At 35.8% G+C, this 22510-nt stretch carries 13 protein-coding genes; 11 read left to right on the top strand and 2 right to left on the bottom strand.

Annotated features, from left to right (window positions below; translation table 11 throughout):
* Nucleotides 1-205: 205 nt before the first annotated feature.
* The 3 genes from BK580_RS19555 to BK580_RS19545 all read left to right on the top strand — a co-directional run bounded on the left by BK580_RS19555 (nt 206) and on the right by BK580_RS19545 (nt 6328).
* Nucleotides 206-751 carry a signal peptidase I gene (locus tag BK580_RS19555; protein ID WP_078381954.1) on the top strand — a complete coding sequence of 182 codons (546 nt, stop codon included), beginning with the start codon at nt 206-208 and terminating at the stop codon, nt 749-751.
* A gap of 19 nt (nt 752-770) precedes the next feature.
* On the top strand, nt 771-1484 hold the full coding sequence (locus BK580_RS19550) for a hypothetical protein (protein ID WP_078381953.1): 714 nt from the start codon (nt 771-773) through the stop codon (nt 1482-1484).
* A 695-nt stretch (nt 1485-2179) separates the two neighbouring features.
* Nucleotides 2180-6328, top strand: coding sequence for a S8 family serine peptidase (locus BK580_RS19545; RefSeq protein ID WP_078381952.1), 4149 nt, complete (start codon nt 2180-2182; stop codon nt 6326-6328).
* Between the two features lie 80 nt (nt 6329-6408).
* Here the strand turns inward: BK580_RS19545 and BK580_RS19540 are convergent, their stop codons facing one another.
* Entirely contained in the window at nt 6409-7638 is a 1230-nt protein-coding gene (locus BK580_RS19540; RefSeq protein WP_078381951.1) for a helix-turn-helix domain-containing protein, read from the bottom strand.
* 234 nt (nt 7639-7872) lie between these two features.
* Here BK580_RS19540 and BK580_RS19535 point away from each other — a divergent pair, with 234 nt between their 5' ends.
* The 6 genes from BK580_RS19535 (at nt 7873) to BK580_RS19510 (ending at nt 17579) form a co-directional block, all read left to right on the top strand.
* On the top strand, nt 7873-9144 hold the full coding sequence (locus tag BK580_RS19535; RefSeq protein WP_078381950.1) for a helix-turn-helix domain-containing protein: 1272 nt from the start codon (nt 7873-7875) through the stop codon (nt 9142-9144).
* A 186-nt stretch (nt 9145-9330) separates the two neighbouring features.
* The gene (locus tag BK580_RS19530; protein ID WP_078381949.1) at nt 9331-13446 is read left to right on the top strand and encodes a S8 family serine peptidase; all 4116 of its coding nucleotides are present in this window, start codon (nt 9331-9333) and stop codon (nt 13444-13446) included.
* Between the two features lie 297 nt (nt 13447-13743).
* Entirely contained in the window at nt 13744-14454 is a 711-nt protein-coding gene (locus tag BK580_RS19525; RefSeq protein WP_078381948.1) for a copper homeostasis protein CutC, read from the top strand.
* 108 nt (nt 14455-14562) lie between these two features.
* On the top strand, nt 14563-15273 hold the full coding sequence (locus tag BK580_RS19520) for a hypothetical protein (RefSeq protein ID WP_078381947.1): 711 nt from the start codon (nt 14563-14565) through the stop codon (nt 15271-15273).
* A 66-nt stretch (nt 15274-15339) separates the two neighbouring features.
* Complete coding sequence (locus tag BK580_RS19515) at nt 15340-16347, top strand: IS1595 family transposase (RefSeq protein ID WP_078381946.1); 1008 nt, start codon at nt 15340-15342, stop codon at nt 16345-16347.
* A gap of 488 nt (nt 16348-16835) precedes the next feature.
* Complete coding sequence (locus BK580_RS19510) at nt 16836-17579, top strand: sensor histidine kinase (RefSeq protein WP_169865145.1); 744 nt, start codon at nt 16836-16838, stop codon at nt 17577-17579.
* A gap of 495 nt (nt 17580-18074) precedes the next feature.
* Here BK580_RS19510 and BK580_RS19505 read toward each other — a convergent pair whose 3' ends face one another.
* On the bottom strand, nt 18075-20741 hold the full coding sequence (locus tag BK580_RS19505) for a choice-of-anchor I family protein (RefSeq protein ID WP_078381944.1): 2667 nt from the start codon (nt 20739-20741) through the stop codon (nt 18075-18077).
* Nucleotides 20742-20969: 228 nt separating this feature from the next.
* On the opposite strand from BK580_RS19505, the gene BK580_RS19500 reads away from it, so the two are divergent.
* Together BK580_RS19500 and BK580_RS19495 are read left to right on the top strand one after the other, a co-directional pair.
* Nucleotides 20970-21482, top strand: a complete 513-nt coding sequence (locus tag BK580_RS19500) for a sigma-70 family RNA polymerase sigma factor (protein ID WP_235864076.1) — start codon at nt 20970-20972, stop codon at nt 21480-21482.
* The gene (locus BK580_RS19495) at nt 21472-22503 is read left to right on the top strand and encodes a hypothetical protein (RefSeq protein WP_078381942.1); all 1032 of its coding nucleotides are present in this window, start codon (nt 21472-21474) and stop codon (nt 22501-22503) included. Before BK580_RS19500 ends, BK580_RS19495 begins: the two co-directional genes overlap by 11 nt.
* Nucleotides 22504-22510: the final 7 nt, after the last annotated feature.

Here is a 22510-nt window from a genome sequence, read left to right as displayed (position 1 = left end):
TTTCTGATGCTATAAATAACCTTCTTTTCCCTTTAAGTAACATTTTACAGGCTTTATTGCCTGTTTTTTTTGTGGTTTTTTTTTCGCTATAACCCCCAATACACTATTGTTTAAAACTATGAAATACTATGGGTATAAATCAGAATTTTTACTAGATTCTGATTAAATGTTGTTTTTTATATTTAACAGGAATAGAGGGTGAGAAGTGGAACAAGTTACACTATTCGTTAAAAAAACGGTGCCTATTACAATAATAGTATTTGTCGTAATAATCATATTTTCTATTTTTATGAGTCTTAGCAATAATAAACCATTATCAATTTTCGGGTTTAAACCACTCACCGTCTTATCTAATAGTATGGTGCCGGCTTTTAAAGCGGGGGATGTCATTATTATTAGAGAGATTGAAGCAGATCTTCTTGAGCAGGGTGATATCATTTCTTTTTTTAACGAAGAGCAAACCTTGATTACTCATAGAATAACGTCAATTGCGGAAGAAAATGGAGAGAGATATTTTTATACGAAGGGTGATAACAACAACACTGTGGATGAAGATGTCACAGTAGCAAGTATGATATTAGGAAAAGAGATGTTTAATATTCCTAATATCGGCTTTCTTTCTAACTATACAAAAGGACCGATGGGATTCTTGGTTTTTATTGTTCTTCCTTTGACAGGCTATATATGCATCACAGTTTATGAAAAAATGAAATTGGATAAGCAACAATCGGTATCTAAAAAATTATTATGAATATGGGGGATAAGTGGACATGTTTAAGATAAAAAATGCTTTATTAGGAAGTGCATTGGTAGGAGCAATTGTTGTATCAGGGAGCTTTGGTACATATTCTTGGTTTACGTCTGAGACGAATGCTACAGGTGAGATTACTAATGGCATATTAGAAATTAACAATGGACAAGACATGGATACTAAAATCATTGAAGCCGCTGGATTTGCCCCTTCTCAATTAAAATATGGTGAGTGGTTGAAAATTGAAAATACTGGAGATATGGATGCATACCTTAAAGCTACTTATCATCAGTCCTTAAACGCAGATGTTCCTTTAAATGCCTATAAAATTGGATATATTGCATATAAGTTCTCAGAAGGAGAAGTAATGACAGAAGATATTTTGGAAGACTCTAGGATCTATCTTGATGAACTTTTCAATGGTACGACCAATCCAGCCATGCAGGCATCTAAGAAAATTGCTCCTGGTGTTGAAATGGTAGTTGGATTTGTAGAGGAAGAAGAAATCGAACCTGCTGCAAAAGGTATTTCTGGAAAAGCGAAGTTGGTGTTAGGGGATGGATCAAAAGATGGAGAGAAGCATGAATTCTGGCAACTTAACGCTGACCAATACATCGATCTTTCTTTTGCTATTAAACTAGATGAAAAAGCAGGAAATGAATATCAGGGAGTAACATATAGTTCAACCTTAAACGTAATGGCAAAACAAATGGAAAATGGATCGAAATATTAATCTAAAGAGAGGTGTCCTTTTGGGCATCTCTTTTTTTTGCTAGATACGTCTATATAGTAGGTTATTTTTCATTAGGCTTTGTTATAGCAGTATTGTGTTTGAAAAATAAGCGGATAAATTCCGCTTATATTGGGAGATACCCATATTTCTTTAAAAATAAGGGAGTTTTTTCCGCTTATAGTACCCAAATCTTAGGTGTTTTTCTAATTTAGAGAAATTAAACGGAATATCTCCGCTTATATCTGCTACTTAAGCTCCATCTATATACTTTAGCCGGAAATTCTCCGCCTATTAATTCTCATACCTACACGAAAATCAACAATGAACAATAACAGAGTCTATCATTAAATTAATTGTAATTTATCTTCTATCCCAATGTATTTTTTACATAAGGTTATAGAATTGGGGGATTTTTAAATAGGACTTTTGTCTTTCAATCTGATTTTTTGTTCATGAAAAGTATTAATAATAGTTGGATAATGGGATAAAGTCTGTTTATTTAAGGTTTTTATTTCATCACTATAGTACAAATATCACGAAAAAGTTTAATTTATCATACTCTATTTTTAAAAATAATAATGCGAATGATCTGATAAATCCCCCTATTGCTGATAGTCAGAATATTCATTAATATCCAAACTAGGGTACCCAATCTTTTTTTAAAAAAATAATAGAGAACTATCAGGGGGAACGATATGAAGTTAGGTAGACTAAGACAGATTATTACAGGAATGTTAATTGCTTGTTTGTTATTTTCCACAGGGGCTTCCTATAAAGCCGTTGCAGAGGATAATGACGTAAGGCAGATGTTGATGAATTTAACGGATCAGCAAAGAAAAGCACTGAACGAGCTTGAAATCACACCTATGTTTGTTATTTCACCAGATATTAACCAAATGAGTCCAGAATTAGTCAACATTATTGTGGAATTTAATCACGATCCTGCAGAGGTGGAAGTTGCAAAGGATGCTGCAAAAGGAAAAAGAATGTCTCTTTCTTCCGCAAAAAATAAAGTAAAAAATGATCACGATACGTTTCGAAAAGAATGGAAAACTATAAAAAGCCTGAATAGACTAAATGAAGATAAAATGGAAGACTCTACTATCACGAGAGAATACCATGAGGCATTCAATGGAGTAGCGATGACATTACCTGGCACAGCGGTGCAAGAGCTGTTAAGTACAGGAGTTGTCAAACGTATTTGGAGAGATCATGAAGTGAAGCTTGACCTACCAGAAGAAGCAAGTGAAATGAAAGCATCTACTCCATCAAAGGTAGATGATAGCGTTGTACAGATTGGTGCGGACAAGCTACACGAAGAGAACATCACAGGAAAAGGTGTAAAGGTAGGGGTTATTGATTCTGGTATTGACTACAATCATCCAGATTTAAAAGAGGCTTTTAAAGGCGGATACGATTTTGTCGATGAAGACGATGATCCGATGGAGGCAACTTATCAAGAGTGGAAGGATTCCGGAAGAGCTGAATTTGAGGGTGGTTCCAGTTACTATACATTACATGGAACGCACGTAGCTGGATCCATCGCAGCACAAAAGAAAAACAGCTCAGCATCTGCAGTAAAGGGGGTAGCCCCTGATGTTGATCTTTATGCTTACCGAGTATTAGGTCCATATGGGAGAGGGTCAACTGGATCGGTGATGGCAGGTATTGACAAAGCAGTAAAGGATGGAATGGATGTCATCAATTTATCATTAGGAACGAGTGTCAATGATCCTCTCAGTCCGACATCTATTGCGGTTAATAATGCGATGCTCTCAGGGATTGTTACGGTAGTTGCGGCAGGAAATTCAGGTCCTGGTGAAAAAACGCTAGGATCTCCAGGCGCAGCTGCGTTAGTGATTTCAGTTGGTGCGAGCGATATGTCGTTAACCATACCAACGATTACTGTAAGTGCAGGGGATGCCACCATCACAAACATGAAGCTGCTGGCGCGAAGTTTTACAGATAATTTAGTAGATCTTGAAAATAAAACCTTGCCAATTATTGATGTTGGGATTGGAACTAAAGCCGATTTTACTAATAAAGATGTAGCTGGTAAGGTAGCAGTTATTCAACGCGGTATCATTTCATTCGATGAAAAAGTACAAAATGCCAAAGCGGCAGGTGCTAAAGCTGTAATTGTTTACAATAATGTGGATGGCGAAATAGAAGCTTATCTAGGTGAAGGGACTAATTATATTCCTTCTTTCCGAATAGCACAAACTGACGGGGAGCATTTGCTATCTCAATCAGAAATTACCTTTGGATCTTTAGATAGCATTCAGACAGAAGGTGATCGCCTAGCTGAATTCAGTTCAAGAGGTCCTGCTGTCGGAAATGATGACATTAAACCAGATGTCGTAGCACCAGGTGTGGCGATTTTCTCAACCATTCCTGAATATATACATGATCCACAAGATGGGAAAAATTATGATATAGCATATACCCGACTTCAAGGAACATCCATGGCAGCTCCTCATGTAGCTGGAACAGCAGCACTCATCTTACAAGCACATCCTGAATATACACCTTTTGATGTTAAAGCAGCTTTAATGAATACAGCAGATGAAATGAATGGCGAATACTCCGTCAATGAAATCGGATCAGGCCGAATTAATGCGTATGAGGCGGTCCATACAGAAACACTAGTAAAGGTTATGGACAAAACATTGCATGAACAAGACGGAAATTTGATAGAAATTGATGAAGAAACGGGTTCCATTGCTTTCGGCAGTCATTTTATAACAGAAGATGGACCGATAGAGGACAGCAGAAAAGTCGTTATTCAAAACCTTAATGAACAAGAATTAAAAGAATATAACATAAGTGTGGCGTTTTTACCTGCTAAGGGTCAAGTTCAAGATGCCGAAGAAAATGGCGTTGAAGTAGTAATACCTAATACGGTTTCTGTAGAAGCTGGAAAATCTGTAGAAATCAACCCTACTATTCGTGTTTCAGAACATGCGAAGTTCGGGAGGTATGAAGGATACATTTATATTGTAAATACAAACAACGAAGAAGCGTATCAATTACCTTTTTCAATCAGAGTGGGAGAAAAAGGACTAGAGTATATGCGATTGAGCAGACCAATGATCTCGAATGATGCATCCAATCTGCACCCGTATTCTACGTTATACGCACATGTATACCTTAAATTGACAAGTCCATTAGAGATGATGGATGTATTAGTGAGAGATGGGGAAACTGGAGACGCGATTGGATTTATCGGAACCTTTAATTCTAGAAATGTAATGACAGGCATTGATTACTTCATTGAAAGATTTTTTACTGGTGAGGTCTACCCATTCACGAATAGTCCGACCCAGCCAATTTCTGATAAAAAAGTGAAACTTCCAGAAGGGTATTACACGTTCGAAATGATTGGCTATGATAGTGAGGGGAAATCTTACAGTAAAGAAGATATTGTGATGATTGATAATACTCCTCCGGTAGTAGAGGTATCCATGGAACCTGGTATTTATGAAGTGAATGATTCAATGTATACGATAGAAGCAGGCTACGACGGTCCTGCAGTATGGGTACATGGAAACGTATATGATTCGACAGTTGATGTACTTAAGGAGAAAGGGAAGAATATTGATCAATCTGTGAATGGAGTTCTTTGGTGGGAGTATAACTACTATCTCCATTATTTCCTTGCGGTTAATAGCGAAGGTAACTTTAGATTTCCTGCAATGAAGTCCACAATAGACAATATGACTTATATAGACTCCAATTTATTCGTTTTCGATAACGCAACAGCTTCTGTAGGTTATCCACAGGGCATAAAACGTTACCAATTCATAAAAGAAGGTACGGAGTATGCGGTACCGAGTTATGACAAAGAAAAGGTACGACTTGGGGAAGAAATTACCATGACATTGAATTTGAACAATATTAAGCAACTCTCCTCTGGGGAATTCACTATACCTTTTTATACAAAGTATTTTGAATTCCAAAATGTCAAAGTTAATGAGGCATTTAAAAAATATGCTGAGGAAAATGGAGTTAACGTTAAGCTAGATGAACCAACATTGAATAATGGAAATGTCAAAGTAGGAGCATCGATGGAGGATAGTGATTTAATTATCAGTCAGGGTATACCGTTCTTGGATATCACATTCAAAGTCATAAACGATGAATATTACTCTTTAGAAGAGGGATTATCATTTGCTATTACCGCATTTAGATATAAGAAGACTTCCGATTCTAACGTTACTTCTATTCGAGTGTTTAGAGATAAGTCATTTACTATACTAGCAGCACACTCTTTAGTGAATGGAAATTATAGACCAGAAGCATTCTTGAAAGATAATGGGCAATTGGATAACACTGTCGATTATTCTAAGCTTGGAGCGAAGGTATATGCGAAAAATATGAATGGAAAAACCTATGAAGCATCGATTATTCATAATAATGGACACTTTGTCATTGATAATCTACCAATTACTGAACAAGAGTATGATATTTATGTGCAAGTACCAGGACATCTTACGAGCAAAACGACTGAGACCTTAGGAAGATACGTTGATGGAGAGCTAGTAGGGTCACGAGTTATAACGCTTGTGGACAATAGCGTTGCTGGTGACGTGAATGGCGACAAGATGATTGACATTAACGATGCGATTCTTGCTGTCTTCTCTTATGGAAAGAAAAATGTAGGGGTAAATAAGGGTGACATTAATCAAGATGGCATTGTTGATGAAAAAGATCTTCGCTACATTGAGAAAAATTTCTTGAAAATTGGACCTGATGCTAAAGATGGAGTACAACCAAAAGAGAAACAGGGGAATGTTACGCTGGAACAATTATTCAAGTCTATTGGTCTTGAACTGAACAACTAGTAAACATCCAAAAATGCCAGGTGGTATACCTGGCATTTTTGGGAAAAATATTATTCTAGCTTCTTGCTAGTCCGATTTGCTTAGCTATTATTAATCAGTACGTCTGCCAGTTCTAGGGCCATATCACTTTGACCGATACGTAAATAATAGTTAAATAGTTCCTTTTCATACCGTTGTACTAAAGTTACATATCCACACTTTTTAAAATACGGCAATGCAGTAGTACTCAAGTAGCGATAATATTCATTATTTTTATTGGTGATTAGATAAAGGAGAAGCTTGAAACTGACCTTATTTAAGCTTTGGTTAATCTCTCTTGAAATAGATAGCCCTTCATGGCAAAGATTCTCTAATTCATCTTTTGATAATAAATCTCCTTTATAGCAACTAAGGATATAACCTTCCAATGAGGTTAAATATGCTACTGATTTCTTTTCTTTAAGAGCGATAGAATGTTGATAATAATCGCTGGCATGTATATATTCTTGTCTACTATAGTGTTCAAATGCTAAGTTATGCAATAGCCTTGCCTTCTTATCAGGTGCATGGCATAGCTCGCATGTATGAATTAAATCTTTATATTGATCGATTGCGCTTTGAAAATCGCTGTTCCTGTCCTTGTCGCGTGTCATTAACATAATCATTTCTGCGTCAATTACTTTAAAGAAATTATTGGTTTTATTGAAAAATTGTAGTGATTTTTCTGCATAGTAGTATGCCTTTATCTTTGAGTTTATAGCAAGATAGGAGGTAGCTAAAGTTAGATAATACTCTGGGTTATTGTATTCTTCACTATTAATGGTTGTAAGTATATTTACTGCTTTTAACATATTTTTCTCTGATAGGTAGTAAATTCCTAATAGATGTTTTAGTAAATTACTTTCATATGGAGGTAATTTTTTATGTTTCCTTTGTATGGACTTAATGATAATGTTGGCTTGTTTTAGATTATTATAGAGAAGGTGGTATCTCGCCTTAAGCAAATAATGAAGAATTTGGAATTCAATCATTTGTAATAATTGTTCTTTCTCTAGGTCATTTTTAATCATCTCTACTTCTTCATATCGTTGCTTTATGATTGCATTATGCCAACGATCAAGAAGCTTCTTTATATTTTTATATCTCTTTACCTCCTCATTAATATTAATTCCTAATCGTATTGAAAATAGCATAATGATTTCTTGAGAATAATCTGTCCCACCACGCTCTATCTTACAAACATGTGTATCAGAACAAATTTCATTGCCGAGTTGCTGTTGTGTTAAATTAGCCTTTTCACGATAAAATTTAATAATTCTTCCTTCATGCATGTTATATTCCTCCAACGGACGATAAAAATATGGAAAATAACAATCTTCATATTACAGAAATGCTACTAATTTACCAAGTTGAAATACTTCTTCTGGTCTCTTTTATCTAATTATCTCTTTTATTATAATTAGATTTGATGGAATTTTATTTTTGAAAAATTCTATCAAATAAAAAAATACGCTTTTGTCCGGGGGTAAATCCTACAACGATGCTGAAAGGATCAGGGAATAAAAATGAATGTTGCTCTATTTCAAGAGATTCAAAGATATATTCAATTATATAAATGGAATAAAACAGATCTTTCGAAGAAATCTGGCATTCATATAAGTGAAATCAGTCGTATTCTGAATCACAGACAAACACTTTCATTGCAACATCTTGATGCGATTACAAAGGCTTTCGGACTTACTGAAGGTACACTTTATCCGTATTATGTAGAAGAATGTTTAAATGAAGGAAATCATGTGGACAAGCGTAGAGGCATTCAGTTTTTATATAAGTGTGCAGCCGAAGGACATGAAAAGCATTGCAATGATTTGATAACTTTAATGTTGGAAGAAAATTCAATGACAATTAGAAAGAAAAACCTTTCGTATATCTTTTCTGTGGCAGAACAGCTTTTTCTATCAGGAAAAGAACAACAGGCACTACCGCTGTATGAGATATTTATAGATAGTGAACTTAATCGCTTTTCTGAAAAAGTTGCGGTTAGTTATTTTCGGAAATTTTATATCGTAAGATTGACTGATAGAGGTCAGCATGCATTGACTCATTTATTAGATCAGTTGGCATATATGCCAACTGATATTAGAAAAGAAGCATACATGTGGATCATGGCAGATTATTATCGGCGAGAAGATTGGAGACAAGTGCTGAATTATGCTGAAAAATTAATAAGATTGGCAACGGAAGGAGAGTATTATGGAAGGGCTCTAATGTATAAGGGATTTGCTCTGACAAGATTAGGTGCATCTCTTGAGGAAGTATTAGACCTTATCGAGCAATACGCACAAGTAAACGAGTTTTTTGCTGATACAGCAATTGGAAATCGCTATGTTGCCCTATTGGAATATGGGCAGTTAGAACATGTGGATGAATATCTCTTTTGGCTAGAAGATAGGAAAGACATGTATGTTGGCTTGCCGAGAATTTTGGATTCATATGTTCGGTTGGAACGCTTGGATGATGCTAAAAGGTTAATAGAGAGATACAAACATGTAATCGACGATATTTCTGTTAGTAAAGGACCATGGCTAAAAGGGAAAATGTATTTGGATTTTCGCTGCGCATATGCGCTACTTCTATGTAAATGCCACCAATTTGATGAGGGTTTACTAGAACTAGTAGAAGTCGCGGAGTTATCAAATAGAATAGGGAATATGGAAAGGTTCAAAAAATGCCTGTTAACCTTTTGGCAATATAGATTATATGCCTCCTCTCAGCATGAGGAGAAATATACTCAATTATTAAGTGCAGGAATAAGTAAATTAAATATGGTTGATTAAAGGGGAGAGCTGAAAATAGGCTCTCTTTTTGAATTGTCTAGAAAGTAAACTTGTACTACTTCGGAACCGGTGTAGCTGGTACATGTTCGCTTTAGTTTAATTTGACGGAATTTTTCAAAAACGAAATTCCGTCAAATCTAAATATAATAACTAAAGAGAGATAAAAGATATGAGAGGAAGAGAAAAATGAAAAATAAATTTACCAGAAGTTTGACTATTTTTACGTTAAGTACAGGGCTTTTATTTAGTTCTTTTGTACAATCTCCCAGTACTCAGGTTGCTGCGGCAAATACAACCTCACAAATTGAGCACGTATTGTCCAAGTTGACTCCAAAGCAGAGGCAGGCATTAAATCAATTGCACTTAAGTGACGAAAGTGGTCTTCAACTATCTCAAACTATTAATCTTGAAAGCGATGAGGATATTTCTGTCATCGTTGAATTTAAGGACAAGCCTGCAAAATCAGCAGTAGTAGAAGCTGCTGCACAAGGGAAGAAGCTATCAATAAACGAAGCGAAACGAAAAGTAGAGGAAGCGCATCAAACTTTCCAATCAGATTTGCAGGAAATTTATCAAGAAGATGTAAAAAAGAAAAAGAATACCCATAAAATAAAAAGATTGTACAAAAATGCGATGAACGGTGTTTCGATGGAACTACCAGCAAACAAAGTAGAAGAATTGCTTCAATCCGATGTGGTAAAAGCAGTTTGGAGTAATGATGAGGTCCATGTAATGCCTCCTGTTCCTCAAGAAAAAGCTACAAACGAGGGGAAAGAGACAGGAATACTAACATTTCCAGGCGTAGATCAATTACATGCAGAAGGAATTACTGGAAAAGGAGTTAAGGTAGGAGTTATAGATACAGGCATTGATTACCTTCATCCAGATTTAAAGGATGTTTATAAGGGTGGCTATGACTTTGTTGACAATGATAATGATCCAATGGAAACAACGTACGAGGATTGGAAAAACTCTGGATCCTCAGAAAGAAATCCACTCACTGGTTCATTTTATTATACCCAACACGGTACACATGTTTCGGGGATTGTTGCAGGAACGGGAAATAACAACAATGATTATGCGGTAACAGGTGTGGCCCCTGATGCTGAACTTTACGCCTATCGTGTATTGGGACCGTATGGCTCTGGTTATACGGAGAATATTATAGCTGCCATTGATAAAGCTGTTGTGGATGGTATGGATGTTATCAATCTTTCACTTGGAGCAAATTATAACAATCCGATGTATGCAACAAGTATTGCAGTAAATAATGCTGTGCTTGCAGGAGTCACAGCGGTCGTATCAGCTGGAAACAGTGGGAATGGTATGTATACCCTCGGTTCTCCAGGCACTGCAGAACTAGCAATAACGGTAGGGGCAAGTGATACTTCAGAAAAAATTGTCACGGCAAAAGGGACATTGCATGCTGACCATACAATTTCTACCGATTTAAAATTGTTAGCAAAAGGGTATGAAGACAATTTGGCGGAACTAGAGGGCGAAAACCTTCCAGTTGTAGATGTCGGACCAGGATATGAATCGTCTTACACAAATAAGGATGTAAATGGAAAAATCGTACTCGTACAAAGGGGCCTTATCGAGTTTCCAGATAAAATTACAAATGCTTATAAAAATGGTGCGAAAGCTGTCTTACTCTATAACAATGTTCCAGAAGAGGGATTCATTCCAGTTTATTTAGGGAAAGGCTATCAATTTGTCCCAACCTTCAGTTTATCTTACGAACAAGGAATCAAGCTGAGAGAGAATGTCTTAGAAAAAGAGGTGGCTTTCTCCTTCGATGAAATGGGTCAGGAAACGACTGAAGGAAACAAATTAGCAAATTTCAGTTCCCGTGGTCCAGCCCGAACAACGTATGATATTAAACCGGAAGTAATCGCTCCTGGTGTCTCGGTCTTCTCAACTGTTCCTTCTTATATGAATGGTGAGGACCAAATAGGTAAGTATGAATACGCATATGAACGATTATCAGGAACATCGATGGCAAGCCCTAATACAGCTGGGGTCGCAGCGTTATTATTACAAGTAAATCCAGACCTATCTCCCTCACAGATAAAGCAGATTCTTATGAATACAGCAGACCCTTTATCTGGTGAATATAGTGTGTATGAAGTAGGGGCAGGTGTTGTCGATCCTTATGAAGCCGTTCATTCCGATGTGAGAATTGAAGTGCAAGATACATTGAAAAATCCAGTTGGTGGAAATGAAAACCGGAAAAGTATAGAAAATAAAACGGCAGCTTTTAGCTTTGGAACATATGCGCCGAGTGGTCAACATCTTACAGACAATCGTTCCGTTGTTCTTTTTAACAATAGTAAAGAATCCAAAACATTTGATGTAGAGGTGAAGTTCCAAAAGGATCGCAGAAACTCGAAGGATGCCCAAGCAAACGGAGTAAAGCTTTCAACAGTAACGGAAGTGAAAGTTAACGGAAATGCCCAGAAAAAAATGAATGTATTCATAACGATTCCAAAATCAGCTGAGCTTGGCACATATGAAGGATATGTCGTGTATACGAATCGGAACAATCAAGAAGAAACCTACCAAGTTCCTTTTGCGTTTCAAACAGTAGATGAAGGAATCAATTCTTTGAGGATTACTCCAGAAGCATTTACTCATAGTTTTGACTATGCTTACGCAGGTATGTTGACGGCAGGACATGCAATTTTCAATTTAAAGTCACATATGAAAACACTCGACCTCTTCTTAGTAGATGGGAATACCAATAAAGAAATTGGATTTATTGGAACAATTGATGGATTTAGCTCGAGCGCGACCAATATAGAGTTAGGGATTAATCGTGCTTTTGAAGGGACTTTCTATCCTCTGACAGGAAGCCCAGACAATCCGATTGCCTATCAAAAGGAACTGGCCAATCCTGGCTATTACAAGGTGAAGCTTGTTGGGACAAATGATAAAGGCAAGACCTTTTCCAAAGAGGCACCAGTATACTTTGAACATACGGCACCAACGATTTCTCTAGACATTAAATCAGATGTATATGAATACAAACCAGATGAAAAAACAGTCAATATTTCAGGTTCAGTATTTGATAAAGAAATTGAATCTATGAAAGAAGTGGGGCTATCCTTTACTCAAGGAGATAATAACGTGTTCTATCGGGATCTTCTTGGTCGTCAAACCGGACAGCTGCCAGTGAATGAAGATGGTTCGTTTTCACTTGACATTCCGATGAACGAAACAAGTCCAATGCACCTTTGGTTTTATGCCCGAGACGTAGCTTCTAACCAAACCTTTAGAGAAAGCAGAGAGATTTTCTTTATAAGGGAAGGGGAGCCATATGCATTTGGACAGCCGGAAAGTGCGGCAACTTATATGGGAGATACAATGGATGTAACGTTATCTCTGAATAATGTAGAAGATGTAAAGGAAGCGGTTTATACATTTGATTATAAAAGTAATCTAGTTGAAATTGTCGATGTGAAACCGCATCAGAGCCTAAAAGATAAGGTTACGGTGAAAACAGAAGATCTCCATGATCCTTACCTTTTAAAGAAGCAGGTTACGATAACGGTGAAGGATGGAGAAAAGCCTTTATCAGGGGATCTCTCTTTAGTAGATGTCACATATAAGGTGAAGGATGAGTATTCAGCTGGACCGATTTCTCCTCAACAGTTGAAAACTTCTTACACTGTTTCTGATGGGAATACACATGATATGCTGTTTAGCGTAAGTTCTTCATTCTATATGATTCCGACTTATTCATTAGCTAGAGCTTCCATCAAGGCTGAGTCAATGATGATCTACTATGGTACAAGTAATGAACAGCCTTTGGGGCTAATTGATTACTCGACAATCGGAGCAGTAGCGCAAGTAACAGGTGAAGATGGAAAAGTATACGAAGGGATTTTTAATCAAAATCCTCAGGTTCATTTCAAACTACCATTAACAGATGAAACTTTTGAGATGGAATTAAATATTCCAGGACATTTCAATCTTTATAGAACATTTAACATCGGTTTTCATGAAGATGGTAAAACCATTAACCAAAATAAACTCCTATTGGCAAATGCACTAGCAGCTGGCGATGTGAATAATGATAATGTCATAGACGTGATGGATGCTGTTTACATTCAAGAAAAATGGGGGACATCTGATCGTAATGCAGATATCAATTTCGATGGCAAAGTTGATGCTCTAGACATAGGATTCGTGAAGAAAAATTACTTCATGCAAAACCCAACAGTAGAGAAGGCACCAGAAGCGAAGAAGAATTTTAAAGGTAAAACTTTAGAGAAAATTCTGCAAGAGCTTGGTATTTAAATAACTCTTTTTTATCCATAATTGCTCTATTAAGAGAGGTTAGGGTGTTGAAGGATTCGTTCCTTCAACACCCTTTTTGCTGATTTTACATAAATTGTTGCTTTTCGTACTCTGGCTATAAAGAATGTATTAGAATTAAATATAACAGTGAAAATGAAATTTGCCGCAATAAGTGTGGGAAATTAAATATGTCTCATAAACAGCTTAAGTTCTTCGTGAATATGAATTATACTAATGGTGGAAATTAGCGTCACTAAGATTTTTAAAGATAATAGTCCAAAATGAAAGGAACGAACCATGAAACTAGAAGTCATTGTCCAAAATGAACAAGAAGCAATAGCGGCAGAGAAATTAGGGGCCGATCGTCTTGAATTAGTCTCGGCGATAAGCGAAGGAGGGTTGACTCCTAGCTACGGGACGATTAAGAGAGTGTTAGCGAGTGTATCAATCCCTGTTCAGGTGATGATTCGTCCGCATAGTCATCATTTTTTTTATGATGATTCAGACATGGAGATTATAGTTGAAGATATTCGCAATTTGTTAAATCAGGGGCATCATCGCATTGTATTTGGTGCATTGAATAGAGATTACTCCATTAATGAGCAAATTTTACAATCTGTTCTATTGATTTCTAACGAGCTTGATATTACCTTTCATCGTGCTTTTGATGAGGTAGCTTCACAAACAGAGGCTTATCAAGTGTTAACGAAGTATAAAAAGAATGTTAAGCGGATTTTAACTTCTGGAGGAGAACAGACATGTGGGGAAGGTCAAGAGCAATTAAGAAAATTAGTCTCACTCGAAAAAAAGCTTCATGGTCCAGTTATTCTTCCTGGAAGTGGGTTGAACCTAGACAATATTGAAAAGTTAAATCAGTTAGTAGGAGCAAGTGAATATCATTTTGGAAGCGGTGTTCGTATGAAGCAATCGTTTCTAGAGGGATTTAATCAGCTAACATTTAATAAGCTTACAGAATGGAAGATGAATTCTAAGGGGGGATTTTTGTAAAACAATATTTCAAGAAATCAATGAAGTAGCCATTACTAACCACGGTCTTGGGTGAAATAATGCATGTGCCTATGTAAAAAGATATAAAAAGAGTTGGTGAAAACAGCTGTGATTATCGCATTTTTAATCGCTATAATAGGGATTATTCCTGTTGTACTAGCGATTGGTGTTATTAAAATATACAAAGGTTCCGATTTAGCTTTTGCTTTATTGCTTTATATGATTTGCATCAGCCTTTGGCAGCTAGACATTGGTGTTTTGTATTTGAAGGGGCTATTGCCAGAAGAGTTAATCTTATGGCTTTTTAAGTTGTTTAGAATTGGACCTACATTTATGGTTCCAATTGTCTTTTACTTATCGTATATACTATTAAACAAGCATATTTCTAATATTAAGAATCAATGGCCATATCGATTCTTATATACTATTTTTAATCGTAAAGCATTAATTATTTTCTTAATATGGAGTTCTATAGTCTTTGTGCTAAATTTAACAAATCTCGGAATAATTGGATTGAAAGAAGTACAGATTTTTAACACAACAACCTCTTTTTACTTTCCAGAATATGGACCATTTCATTATATTTATATGATACATTCAACTAGTTTTGTCATATTTGTAGGTTTTCCCTATATTATCTCAAGACAAATTCATAATATTTATTTGAAAGATTTTTTGAGAATTTTCTCCTTGTGTTCTTTTTTAATGTTCTTGTCTGGGTATCTAAATTTCATTCCTGTTACAGGCGCTTTATTTAGTAGTTTAGGTGTTATCATTTTTTCTGTTATTATTGTTTTTTCTTTTAGCCTGTTTTCGTAAATATTGTGGATATTATTCTACTCTCATATAATACTATAAAGAACGTATGTACGGGAGGTAGTTCCGATGTGGAAAAAGGTATATCAAACTTTTAATCATTTGCCTGACGTAGAAAAGGATAAGTTTATTCGTGCTTTGGAACGGGATAAAACTTCCATCAAATCCGATATTGCCAAGTTTATCTCCAACATTCGCGAAACTCGTTTCAGCGAGGGACTTGGGTGTGTTCATTGTGGATCAACTGCGGTAGTTCGACACGGAAAATATCGTGGTCGCCAACGCTATAAATGTAAGGATTGCTTTAAGACTTTCAACGATATGACCAATACTCCCATAGGAGGCACACATAAACCTCATCTGTGGCTTCAGTACATCGAGTTGATGGTGGAAGGATACACCCTTCCCAAAATTGTAAAGCGTCTGAATATCCATATATCTACGGCATTCTACTGGAGGCATAAAGTGTTAAATGCTGTCCGTTCCATTGGTGACAGTGTTCTTCAAGGTGTCATTGAAAGCGATGAAACTTACCTCCTAGAAAGTATGAAGGGAAGCAAGCATATCTCTCACAGGAAGTCTCGTAAACGTGGTGGAGTGGCTCCTGAGCGTGGGATCAGTAAAAGTCAGGTAAGCATCCTGGTGGCAATGGATAGAAACGGCAATATCATCAGTCGTAAAAATGGCTATGGGAGAACAACTGCCTCTGAAATCGAGAGTGTGTTGGGGGATTTTATCGATTCATCCAGTATCTTGTGTACCGATACGGCGACAAATTACAAGAAATTCGCCAAGTTGAAGAAACTACCGCACGAAACCATCAATGCAAGAAAAGGGATTTATGTACGAAAGCATATCTACCATATTCAACACGTAAACAGCTACCATAACCAATTAAAGCGGTGGCTGGATAGATTTCAAGGGGTTTCGACCCGATGGTTAGACAATTACCTGTATTGGTTCCGTTTTCTCCAACTAAATAAAAAATTACCTTTTGAGGAGCAGATTAATTCGTTATTATTGGGGTGTTGCAGGGGATCCAATTACGCAACGATTGAGGAACTAAGAGCTGCTTAAATTGATTTGCAAGATGGTGAGCAAGATGATTTTTGCATATAAAAACAGTTTCGTTATATGAAAACGAAACTGTAATTAAGATTTTCTTTAGCTTCTATTCCGATACAAATTACTAAGTGAATGAACTATTTGCGAATTTTAAGAAGAAATGAACCTGTTTTTAGTTAACCAACCATAAACAATACATAAATGATTTGAACCGAAGATATAACAAGAGGAACAATAGAAATTATTTTCAACCATAATTTTTTTGTTGCAAACCCTATTACTAAGATTACTATACCTAAAATCAACACACCAATCATAGATAAAAACGTCATTAAAATTCACACCCCTTCCAATTTCTGCATAGTGTAATTTTACACTAATGGGGTATTTTTATCAATATAATCTGAATATTAATACTTATCGTTGTCACGAATAATTACCTTTTGCTGAAAAAACCACAATATTTTAGAAAACAGGCTTCTTTTATAAGAATGAATACCATGCTGACAGTTAACTACAATCGTATATTAGAACGCCAGAAGAAATTAGATGATGCTTGGAAAATTACAGCGAGTTTAGTTCATGAAGTCAAAAATTCATTACAAGTTATTAATGGATATTCTACCTTATTAAATGAGATACCCGCTTTACCTGATGAAGGAAAAAGAATGAATAGTATGATTCGTAATACAGGCACGCATTTAGACGAGTTGATTATTAATTATACGGAATTATTAAAACATAAATCATTCCAATATAAAATGGCAGATTTAAATAAAATAATTGAGGGATCCATCGGAATCTCTGAGGACTTCTTAAGAAAAAATTCTGTAGACGTTGTATTTGATAAGAATTATAGAACATTAAAAACCTACATCAATCCACCCTTACTTAAACAAGTATTTGTTAATTTGATTAAAAATAGTTCAGAATCGTTCCCAATAGATAGATATTATCGAAAAATAATAATCTCTACAGAAATTCAAGGAGATAGAATCTATATAAATATTAAGGATACTGGAAGAGGCATCTTTGAAGAGAATTGGGAAAGTATATTTAATCCTTTTACAACTTCAAATAAAGATGGACTAGGATTGGGATTGCCATTTGTCAAATATATTATATTTGAACATCGTGGGGATATAAAAGTGATTAATAGCAGTCCTAATGGAACTCATATTCAAATTGAGATTCCTCAGTTTTCTTTTAGTGATTTGAACATTGGAAGGGATTCATCTGATTAAATTGAAGAACCTACATGAGGATTGGTTTTTGTCAAACTAAACTCATTGAAGGAGAGTATGAAAATGACTCTTATGCTATCTAAATAGAGTAAAGGCGCATTTCAAACATACTAAGACAAAAGAATATTTGTTAAAGAAAAATCCGAACTATTATGCGAAATTCTAAGTAGAGTTTTGCATTAGTTCGGATTTTTTTTGGGACTCTGTTAAACACCGCTGTTGATTTCCGCCCAAGGCTTCGCTTATCCAGAGGGCGCTTGTGGAGCCTCCTCGGCTTCGCCTGTGGGATCTCCACAAAACGCTACCTCTAAGCAAGGAGTCTTCGCCTTGTGCTCCAATCAACAGCTAGGTACTCTAAAAATCAAAAGTGTACTTTAAAAGGGCATTTAGATTAAATCGTTCGTAAATAGAGATGGGGATTTAATTAATCCCAGCCTCTTTGTCTTTATTAGCACTTAATCATCAATCCCGATTAAGCCAACTAAGGTGCGTGACTTATATGGAATTTTTTAATAGTTTTTTTCTTTTACGTTGAACAAAAAATATAATTCCGCCCAAGGCTAGAAATAGTAGACCAATGACAACGAGATTAAAACTGTTTGTCGCTGTGATTGGAAGCTTATGAGGGGTAGGTTTACCTCCAGAATTATTTGGAGGATTTTCGATATTAGGTTCCTTTGAATCTTTTGGTACATTTGGTGAAGAAGCTTCTTCAAATACTCCATAAGTACTAAAATGAGCTGCTTCTATCCATACATAACCTTTAGCAGAATCCGATTTAGTCGGAACGATTTTCTCAAGCTTCTTTCCATGTGCATCTATAAAATAAACGATGATATTTTTCCAATCCTTGACCTTTGAAAAGTCGACTTTAAATTTTAATGTGATTTTATGATTTCCAAATGTTTTAATTAATGTTCCATCTTCCTTTTGGATCATAAAGTCATATACTGGACCAATGGCCCCATTAAACGATTTAGGAACTATTTTGAGTGTCACATTTTGACCGATATCTTCCAGTATGGCTAAAGGCAATTCAACTTCAACATCGCCTTTTTTAATTATTACTTTAGCATTTGGATGAGTTTTTACCAGTTCTTTCACTTTATCAGTTGTTAATTCCAAACTTAATTGTGGGTAAGAAGGATAATCAAAAACGATGTTTCCTAACTCATTCATTAGATTATAGTTTAAATCCTGATAATCACTGTATGGCTCTGGCTTTGGTTCCGTTACAGGTGGAGTTGGTGTCGTGACGGTAATATCAGCCTTGGCTTCATGTGTCCCATTTTTGGTTTGGACAGTAATCGTTGCCTTTCCATCAGAGATAGCAGTTACAAGTCCATCCTTCGTTACGGCTGCAACGGCTTTATTCGAGCTTGTCCAGATTAGGCCCTTGTTTTCTGTGGTATCATCTGGATAAATGCTAGCATGTAATTTTACGGTTTCTCCAACTTTTAGATTAATCTGGGTTTGGTCGAGTGTAATTCCTTCAATCGGTTTAATCAAATCAACTTGTATCTCATTTACCGAAACTGTCCCACTAACCTCGTTTGCTACTAGCACAAGGGGACGTCCTGTTGGACTTATGTCAGAGGGAATAAAATCAAGTCCTTCTGGTCCTACATCACCCGCAATTGCTTGTGAGAATTCCCTACTATTTATATAGTTTGCAAACTTAGCATCTTTTGGATTAGTGATGTTATAGGTCATAAAGCCACCAATTCTCTCTAGTCCTACAAAGGCATATATTTGATCCCCAATCACCCCGACTTTTACATCTTCCGGCTCAGGCCCTTTCTTGGTACTGCGTTTTTCAAATACATCATCATCGTTTGACCAGTTAAACACTTCTGGTAATCGTTGTGCTGTGATGGTTTCGAAATCACTTCCACTATCGTAGACAAGTTCCATTGTATCTGCCTTCCAGATAGAGAAAGACCGTCCCCCTAAAGTATAGATGGCGTCATTTCCTCGATCAGTCAATACTTCAAGTTTATTAAAATCAGCGGAATTTTTCATTCTTTCAAAGGCTGCTAGTGCTTCGTCAGCCGTCATTCCTTTTAAAAGCTCTGTATTAAGTGAAATAGTTTCTTTTACATCTTTAAATTCAGCCACATTAACAAAGTCTGGTTTTTCCACAGGCCATTCCGTTGCATCCCCTTCATTAGCCGTAAGAAGGTAATCAACACCACTAATGTTTACATATGCAACAGAATCGGGCATATACGAACCTAAAATTGGGAGTCTTTCGATTTCGATCTTTCCGTTCCTAGCAGCATCGAGTTCATTACCTGGTAATGAATGGTCTTTATATCCCAGAGACTTAACAGATAGTACCTTCCCTGCTAGGATATCAATCGTAGCAATGGCATTATTCTCTTGAAGGGTGACGAATGCTTTTTTACCATCGTTTGAAACGGCAATATATTCAGGCTCCAAATCCCGTACAGCATCGGCCTTTGTCCCGTTTTGGCGAATATGAACATCGTCATCAATTACGCTTTCATCATTAAATTTAACGTGGGTGACTTTCCCAGATTCGACCTCAACAATGGATACCGACCCTTCTGGATCAACACCTTCAAGACCTCCTCTTGCCTCTGCTTCATCAGCAGATAATATGAACTTACCATCAGATGTTATTGTCACCATGTCAGGCTGTACGCCTGCTTCAAATGTTTTTTTGATTTCTCCATCATAATTCATAACGATAATTTTTCCGTTTTTTGTATAATCAATATCTTGAACGGCTGCCACGATAATCTTTTCAGAAATATGAATATCGAGACTTGTTAAGTCACCATATGTGAAAGTATCTGTGTTTACCGCATCTGCAATATTGATCGATTTTTCTTTTTGAAGCTGTTGCACAGTGTCTGAAGATGTTAGTCCTTTCAGACTAACAATATCAATCGTTTGTCCATAACCATTAATCACATAAAATTTTTCGTTGTCCGAATTGTATTTAACAATTTCGGCAACACCGCCATCTTTATTGGTTAAACCAATACTGTACCCTGCAATCTTTTTTACATCAATCGTATCGGGAGCTATTATTTCTGCACTTACATGATTCGAATTTATTGGAATGCAAGAAAGAAGAAGTGCACTGGCTAGAACTATTCTAGTGAATATGTTGAAAATTTTATTCCTCTTCATTTAATTTCCCTCCTCGTTTCAAAAATTAAACTGCCAGAATTAGAGTAGAAGAGAAATGTTTAGACTATGTTGAATTTTTGTAAAATTATTATAAATATTTTGTTTATTAGAGTGAAATACTTTAAATGAGTATGTACTATGTGACCATTTTATTTTTTTGAAGCCAAATGGAGAAATTCCACGTCTAATAAAATGAGGGCTTGGAGGTGACTGAAAATTAACCAGTTAGTGAAGGAAGCTCAAAAAGGAAATGAAAAAGCCTTTTTAGAGCTGTTTCAGAAATATGAAAATGATATTTATCGTACGGCTTTCGTCTATGTAAAAAATCAAGAGGATGCGCTTGATGTCGTTCAAGAAACTGCGTATCGCGCTTTTAAATCAATTAAAGACTTGAAAGAGCCAAATTATATAAAAACATGGATTATTAAAATTACCATGAGTTGTTCCATCGATATTCTCAGAAAACAAAAAAAGGTCGTTGAATGGAAGTCTGAAATTGAAAGTGCACTAGTAAATGATTATGAAAAGGATATATCACTTTCCATTACATTAGAACAACTAATCAACTTATTAAATGAAAATGAGAAGCAGGTTATTGTTTTAAGATATTATTTTGATTTTACAATTAAAGAAGTATCTGTAACGTTAAAAATTCCTTTGGGTACGGCAAAGACATTATTATATCGGGGGCTTAGTAAACTCCGAAAAGGTTTGAAGTGGGAGGAATTTTATGAAAAATAAAATTAAACAAGAAATGAATCGAATTGAAATCCCGAGTAACATTCATCAAAGAGCAGTTTTGGGCGTAAAGAAAGCTAAAACTGAAAGGAAAAAAAATAAAAGCATAATTAAAATAATCACTGTTGCAGCTAGTCTAGTTTTTCTTAGTGTTGGAGGTTTTAGTTACCATCATTATCGAAATACAACTAACAGCCCTCCCCAAACTTCCCCAAGTATTGATGGTCAATCGTTTGATGACCAATCAATTAATGGCCAATCAGATAAAGACGAATCAAATAATGATCAATCAATTGGTGGCCAATCATTTGACGACCAAACAATTAATTCGGGGGTAGTAATTCCTGAGATTGAATTGCCAGAACAGGGTACAGCAAAGATGATGCCGTTAATTGTTTATAACGAAAAAATATATACTCAATCAGCAACAACCATCCATAATAATAGAGCTTCTGAGATAAAGGGTGAAAAGCTAGGTATGACAAAAGCTGGTATTGATGAATGGAGTAAACAAGATAAATATGCAGAAGAATTTGCTTCGACAATTGGGGAAATTGATGTTTACTCAGTAAAAGGGTATCAAAAGGACTTTCGGATTATGACTTATTACGAATTAAATGGAGAAGTTTTTGCGGATTTTTATGAGAGTTTATCTGGGATTACTATAAATGATGGAAGTGATATTTTCGGTAAGTTGCATTTGATGAATAATCTTGAAGAAGCAAAATTTAGATCATACGAGGATGCGTTAAACCATACAAATAATTTCAAAAAAATTGAGAATATAGAAGTAGTTCACACCTTTTTAGAGGAATTAAATAAAGCTAAGCCATACTCAGTTCAAGATGTAGAAGCAAAGTTAGGTGATTTTCGTAACAATGATCAATATAAAGAATTAAATTTGCATCTAACTGATGGAACGAATGTTACATTAGGTGTAATCAAGGAAGGATATATTAGTTACGGTCAATCCTTATATTTTAAAATAAATGAAGAAGTATTTGTGGAACTTTGGAATCTATAATTTCATT

Origin of the sequence: Sutcliffiella halmapala (assembly GCF_002019665.1) — a bacterium.
Lineage (GTDB): Bacteria > Bacillota > Bacilli > Bacillales > Bacillaceae_I > Sutcliffiella_A > Sutcliffiella_A halmapala.
This window is presented reverse-complemented; position numbering and strand designations above follow the sequence as displayed.

Excerpts from the sequence above, each read along its gene's own strand:
- BK580_RS19515 (WP_078381946.1), top strand. The coding sequence starts at position 15,340 with ATGTGGAAAAAGGTATATCAAACTTTTAATCATTTGCCTGACGTAGAA.
- BK580_RS19495 (WP_078381942.1), top strand. The coding sequence starts at position 21,472 with ATGAAAAATAAAATTAAACAAGAAATGAATCGAATTGAAATCCCGAGT.
- BK580_RS19525 (WP_078381948.1), top strand. The coding sequence starts at position 13,744 with ATGAAACTAGAAGTCATTGTCCAAAATGAACAAGAAGCAATAGCGGCA.
- BK580_RS19530 (WP_078381949.1), top strand. The coding sequence starts at position 9,331 with ATGAAAAATAAATTTACCAGAAGTTTGACTATTTTTACGTTAAGTACA.
- BK580_RS19505 (WP_078381944.1), bottom strand. The coding sequence starts at position 20,741 with ATGAAGAGGAATAAAATTTTCAACATATTCACTAGAATAGTTCTAGCC.
- BK580_RS19510 (WP_169865145.1), top strand. The coding sequence starts at position 16,836 with ATGCTGACAGTTAACTACAATCGTATATTAGAACGCCAGAAGAAATTA.
- BK580_RS19535 (WP_078381950.1), top strand. The coding sequence starts at position 7,873 with ATGAATGTTGCTCTATTTCAAGAGATTCAAAGATATATTCAATTATAT.
- BK580_RS19540 (WP_078381951.1), bottom strand. The coding sequence starts at position 7,638 with ATGCATGAAGGAAGAATTATTAAATTTTATCGTGAAAAGGCTAATTTA.
- BK580_RS19545 (WP_078381952.1), top strand. The coding sequence starts at position 2,180 with ATGAAGTTAGGTAGACTAAGACAGATTATTACAGGAATGTTAATTGCT.
- BK580_RS19550 (WP_078381953.1), top strand. The coding sequence starts at position 771 with ATGTTTAAGATAAAAAATGCTTTATTAGGAAGTGCATTGGTAGGAGCA.